Below are 20,133 nucleotides of genomic sequence, written 5' to 3'. Positions count from 1 at the left end.
AAATTAAAACAGATGTTTGCAGCGTGTTGTTCGTAAATTAGCGAAACTTCATGCGTGAGGTGAAAAATGACACAAGTTAGAACATCCTCTCCGCTGGCCGTGTCGGGTCTGGCGAAGACGTTCACGATGCATTTGCAGGGTGGCATTCAGTTGCCAGTGGTAAGCGGCGTGGACTTCAATCTGGAAGCAGGCGAATGCGCCGTGCTTGGCGGACCTTCCGGTGCCGGTAAAAGCTCCATTCTCAAGATGGTCTATGGCAATTACGCCGTGAATGCAGGCTCTATCCTCATTCGTCACGAAGACCGTATGGTGGACCTGGCAACAGCCGATCCGCGCGAAGTGCTGGCCGTTCGGCGTGATACGATTGGTTATGTCAGCCAGTTCCTGCGCACATTGCCGCGCGTGGCGGCAATCGATGTCGTTGCGGAGCCATTGGTGGCTCGTGGTGTTGATCGCGATGCTGCTCGCAATCGTGCAAGCGAATTGCTCGCGCAGCTCAACCTGCCGGAACGGCTCTGGGCATTGCCACCAGCAACCTTCTCCGGCGGTGAACAGCAGCGCGTAAACATTGCGCGCGGTTTCATCACGGATCATCCGGTGTTGCTGCTTGATGAGCCGACCGCTTCGCTCGATGCCAAAAACAGGGCAGTCGTTGTTGATCTTATCAAGGCCAAGAAGGCGCAAGGCATCGCAATGCTTGGCATTTTCCACGATGAAGATGTGCGTGAACAGGTTGCTGGTCGTATTATCGACGTAACCGCCTTCTCGCCGAGGGCGGCGGCATGACCAAGCTTTCGATAGAACCACTGGTTCACGAAACGGCTGAAGTCAACGGTAGCAAGCTCGGTCGATATACGGAGATCGGCGCGCGCAGCCGCGTTTCGGAGACTGTGCTGGACGACTATTCCTATCTCGGCATCGATTGTGAAATCTGGTGCGCAGAGATTGGCAAGTTTTCCAATATTGCCAGCCATGTGCGCATCAATGCGACCAATCATCCGACATGGCGTCCGACACTGCATCATTTCACCTATCGTGCAGGTGATTACTGGCCGGGCGAAAAGGATGAAGCCGAGTTTTTCGAGTGGCGACGCGGCAATGCCGTGAAGATCGGTCATGACACATGGCTCGGCCATGGCTCCACCATCTTGCCGGGTGTGACGGTTGGCAATGGTGCGGTTGTCGGCGCCGGAGCTGTCGTGAGCAGGGACGTAGCGCCCTATACGATTGTTGGCGGGGTCCCGGCGCGTCTCATTCGCGAACGCTTCGACGCTGCGATCGGTAATCGCCTCGATCGACTGGCCTGGTGGGACTGGGATCACGAACGTCTGCGTGATGGGCTCGATGATTTCCGTACGCTTGATATCGAGGCTTTCCTTTCGAAATACGAAACGGCTGCCAACACAAAAGCGGTCATGAAAGAGCTATCCAATGGCTAATGAAATCGTTCTTAAAAATGCCCGCATCGTGCTTGCTGACGAGATTGTCTCCGGTTCTATCCTGATCCGTGACGGCAAAATTGAAGCCATTGATCAAGGTAATACCAATGGTGGCGATGACATGGATGGTGACTATGTCATTCCGGGTCTGATCGAGCTGCACACCGATCAGCTCGAAAGCCATTACGCACCACGCCCGAAAGTCCGCTGGAATGTCGACGCTGCAGTTCAGGCGCATGATGCGCAGGTCGCAGCATCAGGTATCACAACTGTGTTCGATGCCATGCGTGTCGGCTCAGACTATGACCGTGACTTCGTGGGCGAGGATATGCGGATGCTTGCGGATGCGATCGAAAGCGGTGTTCGCGAAAATCGCCTGCGTGCAGACCACTTTCTGCACCTGCGCTGCGAAGTATCCTCAGCAGATTGCCTTGAAACATTCGAGCTTTTCGCAGGCGATGACCGCGTTAAACTCGCTTCGCTGATGGATCATGCACCGGGACAGCGTCAATTCGTTGATCTTAATACGTATCGCACTTATTACATGCGCAAGATGAAGCTCACGGATGAGGAGTTCCGGGTGCATTGTGAGAAGCGTATGGCGGATTCGGACGCCTATTCGGCCAAACATCGCCGTGCGATTGCTGATTTGTCGGCGTATCGCGGGATCGTTTTGGCGAGTCATGATGATGCGACGAGCAATCACGTCGATGAATCGCTTGATCATGGTGTGCGGATTGCCGAATTCCCTACGACTATGGAAGCAGCGAAGGCTTCCAAGGAGGCCGGATTGTCGATCCTGATGGGCGCGCCGAATATCGTTCGCGGTGGTTCGCATTCCGGTAATATCGCTGCACGCGATCTCGTCGATAATGGCAGCCTCGACATCCTGTCTTCGGATTACATTCCGTTCAGCCTCATTCAGTCGGCTTTCGGTCTTGCTTCGGGCGAACGTCCGATTGCACTGCCACAGGCTGTCCGCCTTATAACCAAGAACCCGGCCGATGCCATGGCGATGGATGATCGCGGCGAAATCGCTATCGGAAAGCGTGCCGATCTGGTTCGCGTGCGTCCGAAAGGCGCAATTCCGGTTGTGCGCACTGTCTGGCGCGAAGGCGAGCGGGTGCTCTGATGCCGATGCAGTCCAATACGCCGAAAGGCTGTTTCGTTGCCGTCGTCGGCCCCAGTGGGGCCGGCAAAGACACGATTATGGATGCAGCGCGTGTCGCTCTTGCTGGCGACACGCGGTTTCATTTTGTGCGTCGCATCATCACCCGCCCGCAAATGCCGGGAACGGAAGATCATGACAGTCTGGATGAAGCAGCGTTTACGAAAGCCGCAGGCGAGGGTGCTTTCGCCCTGCACTGGCAGGCGCATGGTCTAAGCTATGGATTACCGAAATCGCTCGAGGCTGAAATCGCCGACGGTATCGTCGTGATTGCCAATGTCTCGCGGCGTGTGCTTGGCGATATCCGCAGGCTTTATTCGGAACGGTCCGTGGTCGTCATTTCGGCTAGGCCGGAAGTACTCGCAGAGCGGCTTGCATCGCGCGGACGTGAAAGTCGAGAAGAAATCGCTTTGCGACTTAAGCGCGAAGTGAGCTTCGATGACGGTGCAGACGATGTTGTCATAATAGACAATTCAGGTGAAGTCGCTGCTTCCACAGATGCCTTCCTGCGTCACCTGCAGGAAATGAGCATTAAAACAATTGCCTAAATTAAAATCTTAAAGCGGAATGTAAGTTTACACAAACGTCATGGTCCGTTCATTACAGTGTCATTGAACGGATCAATAGTGAGCATGAATGGAGACGAATTCATGCTTCAACTAAAAAACGTAACGCGCCGCTATAATGATAAGGTGGCGGTTTCGGGTGTTGACCTCGAGATCGAGCCGGGCTCGTTTGTTGGAATTATTGGTCGCTCGGGCGCGGGAAAGTCGACGCTGCTGCGTATGATCAATCGCCTGGTTGAACCTTCGGAGGGAACAATTCACTGGGATGGTCGCGACGTTACCGGGCTCAAGGGTTCGGGATTGCGCGATTGGCGCGCACAATGCGCGATGATTTTCCAGCATTTCAATCTGGTCGATCGCCTTGATGTTCTGACCAATGTTCTGATGGGCCGTCTGAACTATGTTTCGACGCCCAAGTCGCTTCTGCGCATCTGGAGCGATGAAGAGCGTCTGATCGCTCTTTCCGCCCTGCAGCAGTTCGATATTGCGCATCTTGCAGCGCATCGCGCCGATGAGCTGTCCGGTGGTCAGCAACAGCGCGTGGCGATTGCCCGGGCGCTCGTTCAGCAGCCGCGCATCATTCTCGCCGACGAGCCGATTGCATCGCTCGATCCGCGCAACACCCGCAGCGTCATGGACGCTCTGCGTCGCATCAATCGCGAGTATGGCATCACGGTTCTCTGCAATCTGCACTCGCTCGATATTGCGCGCAGCTATTGCGACCGCCTCGTCGGCATGTCTGCCGGCAAGATCGTATTCCGCGGCACACCGTCGATGCTCACCGATATGGCATCACGCGACCTTTACGGCATGGAAGCCGATGACGTCATCGATCAGGATGATGCGGCCGAGCCAATGCCGATGCCTGTTCCGCAGTCGGCTGAAGCCGTTCTGCGCCAGCTTTCCGCCTAAACGCCGGAAAAATTACGCTCCAAACTCAGGATTAACAGGAGATAGCTATGCTTAACCGTAGAAACTTTCTGGCGGCTGCAGCGCTCACCGCTACGCTGACCATGCCAATGCTGGCTTCCACTGCACAGGCTGCAGACTGGAGCAAGGACTATCCGGAAATCGTTCTGGGCGTGATTCCGGCAGAAAACGCATCGACCACTTCCGACCGTTATGCGCCTCTGACAGCTTACCTCGGCAAGGAACTGGGCACGAAGGTTACGCTGCGCGTTGCGAACGACTACGCCGCTGTTATCGAAGGTCAGCGCGCTGGCAACATTCAGATCGCATTCTATGGCCCGGCGTCCTATGCCCGCGCTGTCATGACCGGCGTTGAAACCACGCCGCTCGTCAACCAGCGTCATGACACCGGCGTAAACGGCTACTATTCGGTTGTTTATGTTCGCGCCGACAGCCCATACCAGAAGATGGATGACCTCAAGGGCAAAGCAATTGCTCTCGTCGATCCTAACTCGACATCGGGTAACAACGCGCCACGCTTCTTCCTCAACCGCGATGGCTATAGCGTCGATACGTTCTTTGGTAAGAACTTCTTTGCTGGCAGCCATGAAAACGCAGTTCTCGCTCTCGCACAGGGCACCGCAGACGCTGCCGCAAACTCCTGGAACTCGGAAGACGATTCCAACCTGACCCGCATGATCAGCCGCGGCGTTCTGAAAGATGCAAACGGCAAGGTGATGACGAAGGATGATTTCCGTATCATCTTCAAGTCGGACTTCCTCCCAGAAGGCCCGTTCGCTGTTCTCAGCACCCTGCCAGACCAGCTCAAGGCCGACATCAAGCAGGCTTTCCTCGATATGCCGAAGAAGGACAAGGCTGGTTTTGACGCCCTTTCCGACGGCAAGGATCAGGAATTCGTAGCGACCGAAGCCAAGGAATATGAGCCGATCATCGAGATGCTCAAGTTCAACGACAAGGCTCGCAAGTCCTAATCCGCAAAGTAATCGAAATGCCCGAAGCTCAACAAGCTTCGGGCATTTTTGTTAGGGAATCTCGCATGACGGTATCCTCACTGGACGGCAACGGAGCAAAAAGCCTGCTTGCCGATTATCGGAGAGAAGTCGGCAAACGACGTCTCTACGGTATCGCGCTCCTCCTTGCGCTTGTCGCTATCGCCATAGCTGCCTCCGTCGTTGCCGATGTTCGGCCGGGCACACTGGTCGAAAATCTCTTTCGCTTTACAAGCTATCTCAGCCGGATTCTACCAGACCTGACCATCGCCAATTTCTGGGGCGATATGGCAGCCTGGTACTGGAACCTTGGCGGCTGGCTCAAGATGCTGTTTGAGACGCTGTTGATTGCCTACCTGGCAACCTTGATCGGCGGCATCATCGCTTTTGCCGCGTCATTTGCAGCTTCATCGAATATGGCTCCCAATTCGACGGTGCGTTTCGTCGTTCGTCGCGGGCTGGAGCTGCTGCGTACGGTTCCTGAAATTGTCTTCGCGCTGCTTTTCGTTATCGCTTTCGGTCTTGGGCCGATGGCCGGTGTGCTGGCGCTGATGCTTCATACAACGGGGGCGCTGGGTAAATTGTTCTCCGAAGTTGTTGAGAACATCGATATGCGCCCGGTGGAAGGCATTCGTGCATCGGGTGGTTCCGGTTTTCAGGTCATCCGCTTTGCCGTGCTTCCACAAGTCGCCGCCAATTTTGCTTCCTATGGCCTGCTGCGCTTTGAAATCAACGTGCGTGGCGCTTCGGTCATGGGCTTTGTGGGTGCGGGCGGTATCGGTCAGGAGCTGCTCACCTCGATCCGCCAGTTCTATTACAGCGATGTCAGCGCCATCCTGCTTCTGATTATCGTGACCATTGTTGCCATCGATCTCATTACGCAGCGTATTCGCCACGCGCTTCTGGGCCGTATTGGTTGAGGAGAGAATTATGACCGATATTGCACAAAGTCTCTCCCGTGAGGCGCACGCGCATGAAAAGGAACTTCGGGCAGAACATGCCGAATTGTTCGGAAACGCGCGTGCCTGGCGAAATCTGGCGATTTTAACCGTAGCTTTGGTTGCTTCCGTCTGGTTCGCCTTCTACTGGCTCGATTTCTCTTTGTTGCGCATTCTCAATGGTCTTGGTCGTCTCGGCGATTTCGCGCTGATGATGATGCCGCCATCGTCCGGCGGGCGTTTCAGCCTTTATCTGTGGTCGATGATGGAAACGCTGGCAATCGCCTATCTCGGCACATTGCTGGCGGCGATCCTGGCCTTTCCATTCGGTTTTCTGGCCGCCAAGAACATTATCCCGAATGTCTTCCTGCATTTCGGCATACGCCGTTTCCTCGACACCATTCGCGGCGTCGATACGCTGATCTGGGCGCTGATCTGGGTGTCGGTTGTGGGGCTTGGACCATTCGCCGGTATTCTCGCGATCGCCTGCTCGGATTTCGGGGCTTTTGGCAAGTTGTTCTCCGAAGCCATTGAAGGCGCCGACAAGAAGCCGGTCGAAGGCGTGCTCTCATCGGGTGGTGGCAGGCTGCATGGCTATCGCTTCGGTGTGCTGCCACAGGTTCTGCCACTGATCGGCAGTCAGGTGCTTTACTTCTTCGAGTCAAACACCCGTTCGGCAACGATCATCGGTATTGTCGGGGCAGGCGGCATCGGCGCGCATCTGGCAGAACAGATCAAGGTTCTGAACCTTCAGGATGTTTCCTTCCTGATCATCATGATCCTGATCGCGGTTGCCGTGATCGACTGGTTCTCGTCCAAGCTTCGTCACGCCATGATCGGCAAGAAGGCGCAGAAGTCTGCTTAACCACTGATGAGTGTCTTGATGCCATCTGCAACGAACTGAACGGCAAGCGCTGCAAGAATGACGCCCAGGAGACGAGTCAGAATGGAACGGCCGGTTTCGCCAAGAAACCGGTCAACGCGTTCTGCAAGCAGCAGCACAAAATAGGTAATCAGCAAACAGACAGCGATGACGCCAAGCAGAGCGGCTCGCGGTCCAATTCCATGGAACGAGTCCGATGTCAGCACGATAGCCGAGATCGCTCCCGGACCGGCAATCAGCGGAATGGCGAGCGGGAAGGCGGCTATATTGCGGATATGGTCCTTGGTGATGGCTACCTCGGCGCTCTTTTCCTTGCGCTCGGTTCGTTTCTCGAAAATCATTTCGAAGGCAATCCAGAAGAGAAGCAAGCCACCGGCGACGCGGAACGCACCGATCGTTATGCCGAACATGCCGAGGATCTGCGCACCCGCAATGGCAAACAGCGCCATCACGATAAAACCGATGATGGAGGCGCGAAGCGCCACCTGTCCGCGGTGGTGCCGCTCCATGCCCGGCGTTAGCGCCAGAAACAACGGCGCCAGTCCGGGCGGATCGATTGTAACAAGAAGGGTGACGAACGCGCTGAAAACCGTATCGTAGAACCCCATACTGCACGCGCCCTTCTTGTTGGCATGTTATGCTCAATCGGATACATGAATTGTAGACGATCAGGGGTACATGGTCGATGCAAAGCGCCGTGACGAGCAACATCCTTGCTCAATCTTTATGTGAATATCTTTTAAGTCCTTGATTTAATAGGCGGAAATAGCCCGCCGAAACGGTCGTGAAATTGGCGTTTTTTGCTGGTTTCCGTTATAAAGTGACTTTATCGATTCTGTTGAGAAAGAAATCTGAATAGTGTCAGATCAAACGCCTCCACCCGGTTCCGACGATATGAATGGTGGCCCAAACGGCGGCCCTAGCGGTATCGAACCGATTTCCATTATCGAGGAGATGCAGCGCTCCTATCTCGATTACGCGATGAGCGTTATCGTGAGCCGTGCGCTGCCCGATGTGCGCGACGGCCTGAAGCCCGTACATCGCCGCATTCTCCACGCCATGAACGAGATGAACCTCGCCTATAACCGCCCGTACCGTAAGTCGGCGGGTGTGATCGGTGAGGTCATGGGTAAGTATCACCCGCATGGCGACGCATCTATTTATGACGCTCTCGTGCGTATGGCGCAGGATTTTTCCATGCGCGATCCGCTCGTGGACGGACAGGGCAATTTCGGCTCCATCGATGGCGATCCACCGGCAGCGATGCGTTACACCGAATGCCGTCTGGAAAAGCTCACCGAAGCCCTCCTGTCGGACATTGACAAGGATACGGTCAATTTTCAGGACAATTATGACGGTCGCGAGCGGGAACCGGTGGTTATGCCTGCGCGTTTCCCGAACCTGCTTGTCAATGGGTCTGGCGGTATCGCGGTCGGTATGGCGACCAATATTCCGCCGCACAACCTTGGCGAAGTCATTGATGGCTGCATAGCGTTGATTGAAAATCCGGCCATCGAGCTGGAAGAAATCATGGAAATCATTCCGGGCCCGGATTTTCCGACGGGTGGTATCATCCTCGGACGCGCTGGCATCAATTCCGCCTACACGACCGGTCGCGGCTCGGTGATCATGCGCGGACGCGCTACAATCGAGCCAATGCGCGGTGATCGCGAAGCCATCATCATCACCGAGATTCCGTATCAGGTGAACAAGGCGTCGATGATCGAGAAAATGGCCGAACTGGTGCGCGACAAGCGTATCGAAGGCATTTCCGATCTGCGTGACGAATCCGACCGCGAAGGTTATCGCGTCGTGGTGGAACTCAAGCGCGATGCCGTTGCCGATGTCGTGCTGAACCAGCTCTATCGTTACACGCCGCTGCAGACCTCCTTCGGCTGCAACATGGTGGCGCTGAACGGCGGCAAGCCGGAACAGCTCAATCTGCTCGACATGCTGCGCGCATTCGTCGCCTTCCGTGAGGAAGTGGTTACGCGCCGCACAAAATTCCTGCTCAACAAGGCGCGCGACCGCGCGCATGTGTTGGTTGGTCTGGCAATTGCAGTTGCGAATATCGATGAGATCATCGCTCTTATTCGTCGTGCGCCGGATCCGGCAACGGCGCGTGAACAGTTGATGGAACGTCGTTGGCCCGCTGCCGATGTGGCACCACTCATCCGCCTCATCGATGATCCGCGTCATGCGATCAATGAAGACAACACGTATAACCTCTCGGAAGAGCAGGCGCGTGCTATTCTTGATCTGCGCCTACAGCGCCTGACAGCACTTGGCCGCGATGAAGTCGCGGACGAGCTGAACAAGATCGGCGAAGAAATCCGCGATTATCTGGATATTCTGGGTTCTCGCATCCGCGTTATGACAATCGTCACGGAAGAGATGATTGCTGTTCGCGACGAGTTTGCCACGCCACGTCGCACCGAGTTCGGTCTTGGTGGCGCAGAAATGGACGATGAAGATCTTATCGCCCGTGAAGATATGGTCGTTACCGTCAGTCACGCTGGTTATATCAAGCGTGTGCCGCTGACGACCTATCGTGCGCAACGCCGCGGCGGCAAAGGCCGCTCCGGCATGGCGACGAAGAACGAAGATTTCGTCACGCGTCTGTTTGTGGCCAATACGCATACGCCGGTTCTGTTCTTCTCCTCGCGTGGCATTGTCTACAAGGAGAAGGTCTGGCGTCTGCCGGTCGGTAATCCGCAATCGCGCGGCAAGGCGCTCATCAACATGCTGCCATTGCAGCAGGGCGAACGCATTACCACGATCATGCCGCTGCCGGAGGATGAAGAGTCCTGGGCAAACCTCGATGTCATGTTCTCGACCACGCGCGGTACGGTTCGCCGTAACAAGCTGTCGGACTTCGTTCAGGTCAATCGCAACGGCAAGATCGCGATGAAGCTCGAAGACGAGGGCGATGAAATCCTCTCGGTCGATACCTGTACGGAATTCGACGACGTGCTTCTGACCTGTGCCGGTGGCCAGTGCATTCGCTTCCCGGTTACCGATGTGCGTGTCTTTGCAGGCCGCAATTCCATCGGCGTGCGCGGCATCAATCTGGCCGAGGGCGACAAAGTCATCTCGATGGCCATCCTGCATCATGTCGATGCCGATGCCTCGACACGCTCCGCCTATCTCAAGCGTTCGATTGCCGAGCGCAGGGCGCAAGGTGCGGACGATGCCGATGATATTGTTGTGGTCGGTGAAGAAGTCGGTGTTGATGCCGATCTCTCGGAAGAACTCTATCAGGAACTGAAAGCACGCGAAGAAACCGTGCTGACAGTCAGCGAGTACGGTTACGGCAAGCGTTCCTCGTCTTACGAGTTCCGCGTTTCCGGTCGTGGTGGCAAGGGCATTCGCGCTACCGATACGTCGAAGACCGACGAAATCGGCAAGCTTGTTGCCCTGTTCCCGGTCGAGGCAAGCGATCAGATTCTGCTTGTTTCCGATGGCGGACAGCTCATTCGCGTACCGGTTGACGGTATCCGTATTGCCGGACGGTCCACCAAGGGCGTCACGATCTTCAACACGGCGGATGGTGAAAAGGTCGTCTCGGTCGAACGCATATCCGAAGCGGATAGCGATGAAGAAAACGGCAATGACGGCGAGGCCGCTTCCGAAGGCGAAGCGCCAACTGCTGACACCGAAGAATAATCAAAAAGCCCCGGCTTTTTGTTCTGAACAATGAAAAAGGCCGATGGCGGGAACCATCGGCCTTTTTCAGATGCCAAGACTGGAGGAATTGGCGATCACAGAAACTCTTTTTCAGCAAGCTCCAACGCTGATGCGTGAACTCGACTGTTCATACTCAGCGCGAACGCATGTTACGCAAGCTGTTGATGTCGAATGCCACCTGACGTACGCGTTGACGCTTGGCTTCGTTCTCATCGAGAAGCAATATGATTGCCGACGCAGCCATCGCGACCATCATGGATAATGCCAGAAGAAAGATCATCATCGTGTTATCCTTTCGACATACATACGCTTCAGAAGCGAAAAGGTTGCACCGAACTTGCACCTATCTTGGTAAATCGGTTGTGAACTTGTCGTGAAATCGCTGTTCATATCGCATTCATTTGGTTTCTTGGTTTCTGTTTTCTTATCGTAGTGGTTCTTGTTGAAAATCCCGTCAGAAAAGGCTAGCTGGAAGAAATGACGATCGCGATTTATGCGGGTTCCTTCGACCCGGTGACAAATGGCCATATGGATGTCCTCAAAGGTGCCCTGCGCCTTGCCGACAAGGTTATTGTCGCAATTGGCGCTCATCCCGGCAAAAAGCCCCTCTTCACCTTCGAGGAGCGCGTGGCGCTCATCGGTGAAAGTTCCAAGGCCTTATTGGGCACGGATGCGGGCCGGGTTTCCGTCATTTCCTTCGACGGGTTGGTCATCGATGCGGCACGCAAACATGCCGCACAATTGATGGTGCGCGGTTTGCGCGATGGCACTGATCTCGATTATGAAATGCAGATGGCAGGCATGAACGGCACCATGGCGCCGGAACTGCAAACCGTGTTCCTGCCTGCCGACCCGGCGGTGCGCACGATTACCGCCACATTGGTTCGCCAGATTGCCTCCATGGGCGGCGATATAAAGCCCTTTGTTCCTGCGGCAGTCGCTGCCGCTTTGAACGCCAAATTTAAATCCTGACCGCAGGGAGTTTTTCGATCATGTCTTTCTTTCGTTCGGCACTTGCCGCTGTTGCCTTTTTCGCGCTGTCGCAAGGGGCAGTTCAGACGGCTGCTGCCGCCAATGCCGAAAACACCGTGGTTCTCAAGCTGAAGGACGGCGACGTCGCTATTCAGCTCCGCCCCGACCTCGCGCCCAAGCATGTGGCCCAGATCGAAAAGCTGGTTCGTGAAGGCGCTTATAACGGCGTTGCCTTCCACCGTGTCATCCCGGGCTTCATGGCCCAGACCGGCGACGTGAAGTTCGGCAATATGGACAAGGGCTTCGATGGCTCGCGCGTTGGCACCGGCGGTTCGGACTACCCGGATATTCCGGAAGAATTCTCGAAGGAACCCTTCGTGCGCGGCACGGTCGGCATGGCCCGCAGCCAGAACCCGAACTCGGCCAATTCGCAATTCTTCATCATGTTTGCGGACGGCGCGTTCCTCAACGGCCAGTACACTGTGGTCGGTAAGGTTGTCAGCGGCATGGATATCGTCGACAAGATAAAGAAGGGTAGCGAAGCCGATAATGGCGCCGTGGAAAACCCCGACAAGATCATCAAGGCCACGCTTCAGGCCGACAAGAAGTAAAATACAAGGAGAGGCCCAATGGCTTACAAAGACCCTGAAAACACGCTCGTTCTGGAAACCACCAAGGGCAACGTCGTTCTGGAACTTTATCCGGATCTCGCGCCGGATCATGTTGCGCGTATCAAGGAACTGGCCCGCGAAGGTGCCTATGACGGCGTTGTGTTCCACCGCGTGATCGATGGCTTCATGGCCCAGACCGGCGACGTGAAGTTCGGCAAGACGGGTGGCGCTCATTTCAATGGTTCGCGCGCCGGCATGGGCGGTTCGGACAAGCCAGACCTGAAGGCGGAATTCTCCAACACGCAGCACAAGCGCGGCACTGCTTCAATGGCACGTTCGGCCAACCCAAACTCGGCCAACTCGCAGTTCTTCATCTGCTTTACCGACGCTCCGTGGCTCGACCGTCAGTATACCGTCTGGGGTCAGGTTATCGAAGGCATGGACAATGTCGACAAGATCAAGCGCGGTGAGCCTGTTGCCGATCCGGATACGATCGTGACGGCCCGTATCGCTGCCGACGTCTGATCCTGCCAATTCCATTGAGAAATTACGGCTCCGGTTCATGCCGGGGCCGTAATTTGTTCACCGCATTTCCGGACGCAAAACCGCTTCGCACTTTTGCTGGACATGCTTTAGAGGTTCATAATGCGCGTTGATCTTTTCGATTTCGAATTGCCGGAAGAGAGCATTGCTCTACGTCCAGTGGAGCCGCGTGACCACGCCAAGCTGTTGTGCGTCCGTCCTGGCCAGCCATTCGAAGATCGACAAGTATTCGAACTGCCGGATCTTCTGCAGCCGGGCGACGCCCTTGTTTTCAATGATACCAAGGTGATACCTGCGCAACTTGAAGGCATGCGCGAACGTGACGGCAATATTTCGCAGATCAGCGCCACGCTGCATATGCGCACCGGCCCTGATCGCTGGAAAGCATTTTTGCGGCCGGGCAAGCGCGTTAAAGAAGGCGATCGTATTCGTTTCGGCCACTCCGGTTCGAGCTGCTTCCTCGGCACGCTTGACGCCACCGTGGCCGAAAAGGGCGATGCAGGCGAAGCGCTTCTCGTATTCGATCTTTCGGGCGCCATGCTGGATGAGGCGATTGCATCGGTCGGACACATTCCGCTGCCCCCCTATATCGCATCGAAGCGCGCTGAAGACGAACGTGACCGGAAGGACTACCAGACGGTCTACGCACGTGAAGAAGGCGCGGTTGCTGCCCCCACTGCCGGATTGCATTTCACACCCGACCTGCTTGAAAAGATCAAGGCCAAAGGCATCGAAGAGCATTTTGTAACGCTGCATGTGGGAGCGGGAACGTTTTTGCCGGTCAAAGCCGACGATACGACCGACCACAAGATGCATTCGGAAATCGGTTATGTCTCGCAACGGACTGCCAATGCGCTCAATGCCGTACACGAGCGAGGCGGCAGGATCATCTGTGTCGGCACGACATCGCTGCGCTTGATCGAAAGTGCTGCGGGCGAGGACGGTATCGTCCGCCCATGGTCTGGCGCGACCGACATCTTTATCACGCCCGGCTACAAGTTCAGGGCAGTCGATCTGCTGATGACCAATTTCCATTTGCCACGCTCGACGCTGTTCATGCTGGTATCAGCCTTCAGCGGCTTTGAGACGATGCACGCTGCCTACGATCATGCCATCAACAACGGCTATCGCTTTTATTCCTATGGTGACGGCAGCTTGCTTGAGCGAGCCGACAAAGCTAAAGACACCGCATGACTCTGGAAAACTTAAAGACAAGCGAAAACTTCGAATTCAAGGTGCTTGCACGCGATGGTGCGGCTCGTCAGGGCGAGATTTCCATGCCGCGCGGCGTGGTGCGTACGCCTGCCTTCATGCCCGTCGGTACGGCCGGTACGGTCAAGGCCATGTATATGGACCAGGTGAAGGAACTGGGTGCCGATATCATCCTTGGCAACACCTATCACCTGATGCTGCGTCCCGGTGCGGAGCGCGTGGCTAAGCTCGGCGGCTTGCATGAGTTCGGCGGCTGGAAGGGTCCGATCCTGACCGATTCCGGTGGGTTTCAGGTCATGTCTCTGGCGCAATTGCGCAAGCTCGACGAAAACGGCGTAACATTCCGCTCGCATATCGATGGCAAGGCGTATGAAATGACGCCGGAGCGGTCCATCGAGATTCAGGGATTGCTCGATTCCGATATACAGATGCAGCTCGATGAATGCGTGGCGCTGCCTTCGCCGGAAAAGAACACCGAGCGCGCCATGGAATTGTCGCTACGCTGGGCTGAACGCTGCAAGGTCGCTTTCGGCGATCAACCGGGCAAGGCGATGTTCGGTATCGTGCAAGGCGGCGATGTCGCTCGTCTGCGTGAAAAATCCGCAGAAGCGCTGAAGGCAATGGACCTCAAGGGCTATTCGGTCGGCGGGCTTGCGGTCGGCGAGCCGCAGCAGGTCATGCTCGACATGCTGGAAGTCGTCTGCCCGATCCTGCCATCGGAAAAGCCCCGCTACCTGATGGGTGTCGGCACGCCGGACGATATTTTGAAGTCTGTCGCGCGCGGGATCGATATGTTCGATTGCGTGATGCCGACGCGAGCAGGCCGCCACGGTCTTGCCTTCACCCGTTTCGGCAAGGTAAACCTGCGCAATGCGCGCCATGCGGATGATCATCGCCCACTCGATCCGGAATCGGATTGCCCTGCATCGCGCGACTATAGCCGCGCCTATCTGCACCATCTGGTGAAATCCGGTGAAGCGCTCGGCGCCATGCTCCTGACCTGGAACAATCTGGCCTATTATCAGTATCTGATGGAGGGCATCCGTGCATCGATTGCCGATGGGCGCTTTGGCGAATTTGCCGCCGAAACCTCGGAAGGATGGGCGAGGGGCGATATGGCTCCGCTCTGATTCGCAGCCTGTTAAACCAAAGGGCGCATAGCGCCCTTTTCTTTCCAACTGTCAGTTTTCTGTCAGCATGTTTTCCAGACGACAGAGAACGGTACGCTGTTCTTCATCGTTCAGAATTTCACATTCCATCAGTTTGGAACATTCAAGTCCGGCGACGGCGAGATAAACGATCAGTGCCGTATCCGCGTCGGTCGTATCCTTGATCATACGGTCCAGCAATGCCCGGTGATACTGACGAACAGGCACCATGAAACCGGGGTCTTCGGCCAGCGCTGCAAGCACGCCGCAAGCGGGCGGCTCGTCATCAGCCTGAACCCGGTAAACATCAAGAAAAGCCCGCGCTAAGCGGTTTTTATCGCCTTTTTGGAGTGTCTCCTGAACTTCCATGGCATGTTCGTGCTCTTTCATATATTCTTCTACGACTGCTTCGAGCAGTTTGGCTTTCGTCGGAAAAGAATAAAGCAACCCGCCTTTTGAAAGCCCCGCACGGGCTGCTACGGCATCGAGAGAGAGGTGAGCAGGTCCGATCTCACGGGCAAGCTCGGTAGCAGCGCGCAAAATACGTTCGCGCGACGAGACTTTCTTTTTCGCTAACAACTGACTTGCGTCTCCTGACAGTTCGCATGTTGACAATACCGTCCAGACGGTACAGTAATTCGCCACTTTCATACAAGTAAAATACGCGCGACCTTTGCGTGACTGCAAAAGAAGGCGCCGCGGCCAATCCCCCAACCCTGATCGATCAGGGAGCCATCTGGAGTGCATCCGCAATGATCAAGCGCCTTATTCTGGCAATAATATTCCTGGTGATCGTCGTTGGAGGCCTCGTTGGCTTTAACCTGTTTCGATCACAGGCCATCAAAGACTTTTTCGCCAACATGCAGCAACCCGCCCAGACGGTTTCGACCGTCACAGTGGAGCCGGGCGTCTGGAAGCCGGGTGTGGAAGCCATCGGCACGGCCAATGCGCTCAATGGCGTTGATCTGACCGTACAGCTTGACGGCCTTGTGAAGACGATCAACTTCAAGGCCAATCAGGAGGTCAAGGAAGGCGACCTGCTGCTTCAGATGGAAGATAGCATTCAGAAGGCGGACCTCGCCGCCGCTGAAGCTGAAGCCGTTCTTGCCCAGCAGAACCTGAAGCGCGCTGATACGTTGCGCACGCGCGGTGTTGGTGCTGTGTCGAATGTCGATACAACAGCTTCGGTCGCCGATGCCGCAAGCGCGCGCGTTGAAAAAATGCGTGCAACGCTGGCCCAGAAGTCCGTCAAGGCTCCATTCTCCGGCGTCATTGGCATTTCCAAGGTTGATATAGGTCAGTATCTGACACCGGGTACGGTCATTGCCACGTTGCAGAGCACCGATGTGATGCGTATCGACTTTACCGTCCCGGAACAGTCGCTGTCATCAATCAAGCTCGGACAGACCGTGAAGGTTGGCTCGACTGCAGAAGCGCTGGATTTCACCGGAACGATTGTCGGTATCGACCCGAAGATTGATCCGACGACCCGTCTCGTCTCCGTGCGCGCCGAAGTGCAGAATCCGGATCACAAGCTGACGCCGGGCCAGTTCGTGCAGGTTCGCGTTGAACTGCCGGAAGAAGACAACGTCATCGCGCTGCCGCAGACCACGATCATTTCCAGTCTTTATGGCGATTATGTCTACGCTGTTCGTCCTGAACAAAAGCAGGAAGACACAAATGCCACCAAGGCTCCAGCCGCCGATGCAAAGCCGGAAGAGGGCGAGAAGCAGGTCGCACAGCAGGTCTTCATCAAGCTTGGACGCCGTTATTCCGGTATCGTCGAGATTACAAGCGGTCTCAAGGCTGGCGATATCATCATTACGGCAGGTCAGAACCGGCTTTCGCCTGGCGTACCGGTGAAAATCGACAACACCGTCAATCCGATCCCAGCCGGCCAACCGGCTGACAAGCAATAGGCGATCACGATGAGCTTTTCCGATATTTTCATCCGGCGCCCCGTGCTTGCCACGGTGGTCGCCCTGATGATCATCCTGTTGGGCCTTCAGGGGATCGCGCAGCTTACGGTGCGCGAATATCCGAAGGTCGATGAAACCGTCATCACAGTTACGACGAACTATGCCGGTGCGAGCGCTGATCTCATTCAGGGCTTTATTACCGCGCCGATCGCCGAAGCGGTCGCGACCACTGAAAACATCGACTATGTGACGTCTTCAAGCCGTCCATCGTCGAGCACAGTGACCGTGCAGATGAAGCTCGGGGCAAACCCGGATGCGGCGCTGACGGAAGTCATCGCCAAGGTCAATCAGGTTCGCGGCGACTTGCCGGACGAATCCGACGACCCTGTCATCGTCAAGGGAACGGGCCAGAACTTCGCTACCATGTATCTGGCGGCGCAGAACCCGAACATGACGAGCGAACAGATCACCGAGTATCTGGAGCGTGTTATCCAGCCGCGCATGTCCACCATTCAGGGCGTTGCGAAGGCTGAAATTCTGGGCGGTCAGGTTTATTCTATGCGCGTCTGGCTCGATCCGATCCAGCTCGCGGCCCGCCAGATCACGGCACCGGAAGTTCTGGCGGCAATCAAGGCCTCCAACTTCCTGTCGGCACCGGGCACGACGAAGAACGAATATGTGGCGTCTTCGATCACGCTGAAATCGACTTTGCAGACCCCGGAGGCCTTCGGCGCAATGCCGATCAAGGCATCGGGTGACGATGTCGTTCGCCTGCGTGACGTCGCACGGGTAGAACTGGCGGCGAAAAGCACGGACACCATCGTTTCCTTCAACGGCTCGGCGGGTACGTTCCTCGGCGTCTTCCCGACTCCGGCAGCAAACCCCATCGATATGGCGGCTGCGGTTCGCAAGGAACTGCCGTCGATCCAGGCGTCGCTGCCGGAAGGCATGTCACTCGTTCTCGTTTACGACGCGACCGAGCAGATCAGCTCCTCGATCAAGGAAGTCTTCACGACCATCGGCGAAGCCGTCGCCATCGTCATCCTGGTTATCATCGTCTTCCTCGGCTCGTTCCGGTCGGTGCTGATTCCGATTGTCACAATTCCGATCTCGTTGATCGGCGTGTGTTTCTTTCTTTACGTGCTCGGATTCTCGATCAATCTGTTGTCGCTGCTTGCTATGGTTCTCGCCATCGGCCTTGTGGTCGACGACGCCATCGTGGTTTTGGAGAACATTCACCGGCATATCGAAGAGGGCCTCAAGCCCATGGATGCCGCGTTCAAGGGCATGAAGGAAATCACCGGCTCGATCATCGCCATGACAATCACGCTGGCAGCGGTGTTCGCGCCGCTCGGATTCACAGGCGGCCTGACAGGCGCACTGTTCCGCGAATTCGCCTTCACGCTGGCCGGTGCCGTTATCATCTCAGGCATTGCCGCATTGACGGTTTCGCCGATGATGTGCGCGCGCATGCTCAAGCATGGGGATCAGACACGGTTCCAGAAGTTCATCGACCGGACCTTCTCGCGCTTCGAGAAGTGGTATCACCGCCGCGTCTCCAACTCGCTCAATTATCGCGGCATCACGCTGATGATCGTTATAGCGCTGATGGGACTGACGGGATTCCTGTTCATGAACACGTCGAGCGAACTGGCACCGGAAGAAGATTCCGGCGCGCTGTTCTCGATGTTCCAGGCTCCGCAATATGCAACCTCGGCCTATACCAATCTCTATGCCGAACAGATCGACGAACTGACCAAGGATCTTCCGGAATTGAAGACCCGCTTCCAGATCGTCGGCATGGACGGCGGCACGACATCGGGTATCGCGCTGTGGGTTCTGAAGGACTGGAACGAGCGTAGCCGCTCGCAAAAGCAAATTCAGGAAGACCTGACCGCACGTATCTCCAAGGTCGCAGGCGTTCAGGCCTTCATCTTCGCACCTCCATCCCTGCCGGGAACGGGTGGCGGTCTACCGATCTCGATTGCTCTGCAATCGACCGGCCCGGCCGATCAGGTTTTCGCACTGGCTGAAGAAATCAAGAACGAAGCACAGGCCTCCGGCCAGTACATCATTGTGCAGAACTCGCTTTCCTTCAACGCACCGCAGATCACGATCACTATTGATCGCGACCGCGCGGCGACGCTGGGCGTGCAGATCAGCGATATAGGTTCGACACTCGGTCTTCTGACTGGTGGTGCATCTGTCGCCAAGTTCGACCGCGATTCCAACAGCTATGACATCATCACGCAGGTGCCTGATGCATACCGTTCGAACCCGGAAAAGCTCGGTGACTTCTATGTACGCAGTGTTTCCGGCTCGATGATCCCGCTATCTTCGGTCATCACGATCAACCAGAACGCATCGCCTGCGGCAATCGAGCAGTTCAACCAGCTAAACTCCGCGACGATTTCGGCTCTGCCTCTGCCGGGTGTTACGACCGGACAGGGCCTGCAAACTCTGGTCGATCTGGCCAAATCCAAGATGCCGGAAGGCTTCTTCCTGGATTATTCCGGCCAGTCACGTCTGGAAGTGGAGCAGGGCAACACGATCCTGATCGCCTTCGGCCTCGCCGTTATCGTGATCTATCTCGTGCTTGCGGCACAGTTTGAAAGCTTCCGCGATCCGTTCATCATCATGATGTCGGTTCCGCTGTCGATCTTCGGCGCAATCGTGCCGCTGAATATCGGTCTCGGCACGCTGAACATCTATACACAGGTTGGCCTCATCACCCTTGTCGGGCTGATTACCAAGCACGGTATTCTGATGGTGGAATTCGCCAACCAGCAACGCCGCCTGCATGGTCTTTCCCGCCGGGATGCGATCATCGTCGCGGCTGAAACCCGCCTGCGCCCGATCCTGATGACCACGGCGGCGATGGCGCTTGGTGTCGTACCCCTGATCATCGCGACCGGGGCCGGTGCGGCGGCTCGCTATTCGATGGGTCTGGTAATCTTCACCGGCATCGTGATCGGCACGATCTTCACGCTGTTCGTGGTGCCGATGTTCTACACCTTCATCGCCAAGAAGGATGTGGAAGGCGAGTATATCGCATCAAAAGAAGAAGGCGGTGAACCGGCTACAGCGCAACATCACTGAAACTTGCGTTGAACCAATGACAAAGGGCG

19 protein-coding genes are annotated in these 20,133 nt (G+C 56.1%); 16 read left to right on the top strand and 3 right to left on the bottom strand.

Translation table 11 applies throughout. The annotated features are described in order from the left end of the window. The first annotated feature begins 66 nt into the window (after nt 1-66). The 8 genes from phnL (at nt 67) to phnE (FIB18_RS03610) (ending at nt 6,895) form a co-directional block, all read left to right on the top strand. Nucleotides 67-786 carry a phosphonate C-P lyase system protein PhnL gene (gene phnL, locus FIB18_RS03645; RefSeq protein ID WP_140019488.1) on the top strand — a complete coding sequence of 240 codons (720 nt, stop codon included), beginning with the start codon at nt 67-69 and terminating at the stop codon, nt 784-786. Next, complete coding sequence (locus tag FIB18_RS03640) at nt 783-1,439, top strand: DapH/DapD/GlmU-related protein (RefSeq protein WP_140019487.1); 657 nt, start codon at nt 783-785, stop codon at nt 1,437-1,439. Before phnL ends, FIB18_RS03640 begins: the two co-directional genes overlap by 4 nt. Beyond that, a complete protein-coding gene (locus FIB18_RS03635) occupies nt 1,432-2,571 on the top strand; it encodes an alpha-D-ribose 1-methylphosphonate 5-triphosphate diphosphatase (protein WP_140019486.1) in 1,140 nt (379 codons plus the stop codon). The genes FIB18_RS03640 and FIB18_RS03635 overlap by 8 nt, the downstream gene beginning before the upstream one ends. Nucleotides 2,572-2,576: 5 nt before the next feature. Next, nucleotides 2,577-3,155, top strand: a complete 579-nt coding sequence (phnN, locus tag FIB18_RS03630; RefSeq protein ID WP_140019928.1) for a phosphonate metabolism protein/1,5-bisphosphokinase (PRPP-forming) PhnN — start codon at nt 2,577-2,579, stop codon at nt 3,153-3,155. A 102-nt stretch (nt 3,156-3,257) separates the two neighbouring features. Beyond that, nucleotides 3,258-4,085 carry a phosphonate ABC transporter ATP-binding protein gene (gene phnC, locus FIB18_RS03625; RefSeq protein WP_140019485.1) on the top strand — a complete coding sequence of 276 codons (828 nt, stop codon included), beginning with the start codon at nt 3,258-3,260 and terminating at the stop codon, nt 4,083-4,085. 47 nt (nt 4,086-4,132) lie between these two features. After that, nucleotides 4,133-5,074: a phosphonate ABC transporter substrate-binding protein gene (gene phnD / locus FIB18_RS03620; protein WP_140019484.1), complete on the top strand. Its 942-nt coding sequence runs from the start codon at nt 4,133-4,135 to the stop codon at nt 5,072-5,074. 65 nt (nt 5,075-5,139) lie between these two features. Beyond that, the gene (phnE, locus tag FIB18_RS03615; RefSeq protein WP_140019483.1) at nt 5,140-6,012 is read left to right on the top strand and encodes a phosphonate ABC transporter, permease protein PhnE; all 873 of its coding nucleotides are present in this window, start codon (nt 5,140-5,142) and stop codon (nt 6,010-6,012) included. Between the two features lie 10 nt (nt 6,013-6,022). Continuing rightward, nucleotides 6,023-6,895 carry a phosphonate ABC transporter, permease protein PhnE gene (phnE, locus tag FIB18_RS03610; RefSeq protein ID WP_140019482.1) on the top strand — a complete coding sequence of 291 codons (873 nt, stop codon included), beginning with the start codon at nt 6,023-6,025 and terminating at the stop codon, nt 6,893-6,895. Here phnE (FIB18_RS03610) and FIB18_RS03605 read toward each other — a convergent pair. Next, complete coding sequence (locus FIB18_RS03605) at nt 6,892-7,521, bottom strand: MarC family protein (protein WP_140019481.1); 630 nt, start codon at nt 7,519-7,521, stop codon at nt 6,892-6,894. The genes phnE (FIB18_RS03610) and FIB18_RS03605 overlap by 4 nt on opposite strands. Nucleotides 7,522-7,807: 286 nt before the next feature. Between FIB18_RS03605 and gyrA the strand changes: the two genes are divergently transcribed. Beyond that, complete coding sequence (gyrA, locus tag FIB18_RS03600) at nt 7,808-10,579, top strand: DNA gyrase subunit A (RefSeq protein ID WP_140019927.1); 2,772 nt, start codon at nt 7,808-7,810, stop codon at nt 10,577-10,579. 154 nt (nt 10,580-10,733) lie between these two features. Here gyrA and FIB18_RS24940 read toward each other — a convergent pair whose 3' ends face one another. Then, nucleotides 10,734-10,883 carry a hypothetical protein gene (locus FIB18_RS24940; protein ID WP_168436506.1) on the bottom strand — a complete coding sequence of 50 codons (150 nt, stop codon included), beginning with the start codon at nt 10,881-10,883 and terminating at the stop codon, nt 10,734-10,736. A 194-nt stretch (nt 10,884-11,077) separates the two neighbouring features. Here FIB18_RS24940 and coaD point away from each other — a divergent pair, with 194 nt between their 5' ends. The 5 genes from coaD (at nt 11,078) to tgt (ending at nt 15,068) form a co-directional block, all read left to right on the top strand. Beyond that, nucleotides 11,078-11,572 carry a pantetheine-phosphate adenylyltransferase gene (coaD, locus tag FIB18_RS03590; protein WP_140019479.1) on the top strand — a complete coding sequence of 165 codons (495 nt, stop codon included), beginning with the start codon at nt 11,078-11,080 and terminating at the stop codon, nt 11,570-11,572. 20 nt (nt 11,573-11,592) lie between these two features. Next, nucleotides 11,593-12,183, top strand: a complete 591-nt coding sequence (locus FIB18_RS03585) for a peptidylprolyl isomerase (protein ID WP_140019478.1) — start codon at nt 11,593-11,595, stop codon at nt 12,181-12,183. Nucleotides 12,184-12,201: 18 nt separating this feature from the next. Continuing rightward, nucleotides 12,202-12,708: a peptidylprolyl isomerase gene (locus FIB18_RS03580; RefSeq protein ID WP_140019477.1), complete on the top strand. Its 507-nt coding sequence runs from the start codon at nt 12,202-12,204 to the stop codon at nt 12,706-12,708. Nucleotides 12,709-12,828: 120 nt separating this feature from the next. Then, the gene (gene queA, locus FIB18_RS03575; RefSeq protein ID WP_140019476.1) at nt 12,829-13,920 is read left to right on the top strand and encodes a tRNA preQ1(34) S-adenosylmethionine ribosyltransferase-isomerase QueA; all 1,092 of its coding nucleotides are present in this window, start codon (nt 12,829-12,831) and stop codon (nt 13,918-13,920) included. Continuing rightward, the gene (gene tgt, locus FIB18_RS03570) at nt 13,917-15,068 is read left to right on the top strand and encodes a tRNA guanosine(34) transglycosylase Tgt (protein WP_140019475.1); all 1,152 of its coding nucleotides are present in this window, start codon (nt 13,917-13,919) and stop codon (nt 15,066-15,068) included. Before queA ends, tgt begins: the two co-directional genes overlap by 4 nt. Before the next feature lie 51 nt (nt 15,069-15,119). On the opposite strand, the gene FIB18_RS03565 is transcribed toward tgt, so the two are convergent. Then, entirely contained in the window at nt 15,120-15,737 is a 618-nt protein-coding gene (locus FIB18_RS03565; protein ID WP_407921845.1) for a TetR/AcrR family transcriptional regulator, read from the bottom strand. A 101-nt stretch (nt 15,738-15,838) separates the two neighbouring features. On the opposite strand from FIB18_RS03565, the gene FIB18_RS03560 reads away from it, so the two are divergent. Together FIB18_RS03560 and FIB18_RS03555 are read left to right on the top strand one after the other, a co-directional pair. Beyond that, on the top strand, nt 15,839-17,005 hold the full coding sequence (locus FIB18_RS03560; protein WP_140019925.1) for an efflux RND transporter periplasmic adaptor subunit: 1,167 nt from the start codon (nt 15,839-15,841) through the stop codon (nt 17,003-17,005). A 9-nt stretch (nt 17,006-17,014) separates the two neighbouring features. After that, nucleotides 17,015-20,104, top strand: a complete 3,090-nt coding sequence (locus tag FIB18_RS03555) for an efflux RND transporter permease subunit (protein WP_140019474.1) — start codon at nt 17,015-17,017, stop codon at nt 20,102-20,104. Nucleotides 20,105-20,133 lie beyond the last annotated feature (29 nt).

It is taken from the genome of Brucella pecoris (genome assembly GCF_006376675.1).
GTDB classification, from domain to species: Bacteria; Pseudomonadota; Alphaproteobacteria; order Rhizobiales; family Rhizobiaceae; genus Brucella; species Brucella pecoris.
This window is presented reverse-complemented; position numbering and strand designations above follow the sequence as displayed.